Origin of the sequence: Methylobacter sp. (assembly GCF_004322395.1) — a bacterium.
GTDB lineage: Bacteria > Pseudomonadota > Gammaproteobacteria > Methylococcales > Methylomonadaceae > Methylobacter_A.
This window is the reverse complement of record NZ_SCTW01000116.1, coordinates 1-2018: the sequence shown is the minus strand read 5'-3', so window position 1 is coordinate 2018 and position 2018 is coordinate 1. Positions and strand designations below refer to the sequence as shown.

Sequence of the window (2018 nt, the reverse complement as noted above, 5' to 3'; positions counted from 1 at the left end):
GAATTACGATCCGGATAAACGAACGGTTTACGCAAAGGTTTATGATGAGGAAATTCATTATGAGATTGGCGCGCCAGGGATTCATATGGCAATGAACAGTTTGGCCTGTATCGCCGGTATTTTAGCGTTAAACCTGCCTTTAAAGCCTGCTCTTGCTCAATTTGAGTTATTCGCTCCGGTTTCCGGAAGAGGCGTTGTTCATGATCTGCATATTGCCGGTAAAACGCTAAGAGTTCTCGACGAATCTTATAATGCCAATCCTGCTTCAATGCAGGCAGCCATTCATCTTGCGGGAGAAATTCAGCCGCCTAAACCCAATGGACGAAAAGTTTTTGTTTTAGGCGATATGCTGGAGCTTGGTCTGGACAGCGGTAAATTGCATGAAGGTTTATTATTACCTATAGTGAGTGCCGAGCCTGATTTAGTCATATTATGCGGTAACGAGATGAAATCATTATTTTTAGTCTTAAGGAAACGAATTGATACACTAAGGTGTGAAAATTCTGATGATCTAAATGCTATGATTTTGAAGCATATAAAAGATGGCGATCTGATTTTGATAAAAAGTTCAGGCGGAACCGGATTAAGTAAAACCGTAAAATATCTCAAAGAGCGCTCTGAAGTGAAAAGCTTATGCTTATGAAAGCATTAAATTATTTGCTGATGGCTTCCGAACATAAATATCTAAAATGAGGCTGTTTATTAAATGGCGTTGCATTGCGATGTTTGCCCTCGGTCTAATATCTTTTTATTCAGAGGCGGATTGGAAAATGCCGCGGGAAGCGCTAGACCGGCGTCTAGTGCAGGATGAATTCCGCATTTATTATACTCTGAGCGGAGAGAATGCATTTCCTGTTGATGTTTCACCACTGCAACAGGCGCAACAAGCGGCAGAGCAGCTAAATAAACTTGTTTCCCAGATTGATCAGGCCAATCATTTTTACCGTGATCAACTGGGGCTGATATCACCTTTGGGCAGTGCGCGTTATCGGGATACGCGTTCAATTGATGTCCACATTATCAAACTTAAAGAAGGCAAAATGGGGTCTACAGGTGACGCTTCCATTGTCTATCATTATAGGCATTTTACCGAAGCCTCACCTGCGCTGACCATCACCTTGTCCAATCAGTGGCATCCGCCCAATTTAACGCCCAATCATGAAGTTTTTCATGCTTACCAGTACGAATACACGTTTTTCAAGAATCCATGGTTTCTGGAAGGTATGGCGCACAGTATGGAGTCGGCGTTTAAGAAGGGAGATATTCATACCCGGACTTTGCCGAGTGGTCGTGGGCAGCTAGAGCGAGTTTTGAGGCGCTCTTACGATGCGGATTTATTCTGGAATCGCTTGATGTATTTATGTGATTCCGTTTGTGGCGGCAGCAGTACGCCGGTTAAAGTTTCGAACGGCGGTATTTATAGATTCAGCGGCCATTTTTGCGGTGGTGAGTTGGTGCGTAGTACTCTGGAGCAATTTCAGATAGTCGACAAAGAAGCAGCCCACGTACGCGGCATAGATTCCACTAATTGGCCGGAGAACGAGCAACGATCCGATAAAAACAACCCTTTTTTGCTACGCGGTTTACGCCGCGCTATCGAGAGCCAATGTCTGGTGCGCGGCAATCCCGAGCTGGAAGCTTTTCACAAGCTGCTGGAAGAATATTAAGCATCATATGAAGGGGGGGCAGAATAAATTAGCCAATATGGTTAAACCGATTGGCAAAAAGGTCTGGACGAATGACTCGACTATTACAATAATGAGCGTACCCATCAGGATAAGATGTGCTGTGGTCGAGTATCGATAACACATTACATGATGGTAAAAACTATCTGGAAAGAAAAATTTATAGGCAAAACTTGACCGAAATAAGCGCTTCTAATAACTGAATAAATCAGTAAATATCCAGATTAGGTTGAAACTACTATAAAAAGAGGACGATATGCGGCAAATAATAAAAATAAGCACTATGGTTTTACTGATGCCGGTTACGGCTTTGGCAACATCACTAAGTATCCA

2 protein-coding genes and 1 pseudogene are annotated in these 2018 nt (G+C 43.1%); all 3 read left to right on the top strand.

What is annotated here, in order from left to right:
• The coding region (locus EPO18_RS15595) for a glutamate ligase domain-containing protein (protein WP_292434816.1) at positions 1–643 on the top strand (643 nt) is incomplete at its 5' end.
• 127 nt (positions 644–770) lie between these two features.
• Positions 771–1667: a hypothetical protein gene (locus EPO18_RS15590; RefSeq protein WP_292434814.1), complete on the top strand. Its 897-nt coding sequence runs from the start codon at positions 771–773 to the stop codon at positions 1665–1667.
• A gap of 54 nt (positions 1668–1721) precedes the next feature.
• Positions 1722–1862: pseudogene (locus EPO18_RS20830) on the top strand (IS481 family transposase); the annotation flags it as partial.
• Positions 1863–2018 lie beyond the last annotated feature (156 nt).

Bases quoted from the DNA above. Each gene is read 5' to 3' on its own strand.
- EPO18_RS15590 (WP_292434814.1), top strand. From the start codon at position 771: ATGCCGCGGGAAGCGCTAGACCGGCGTCTAGTGCAGGATGAATTCCGC.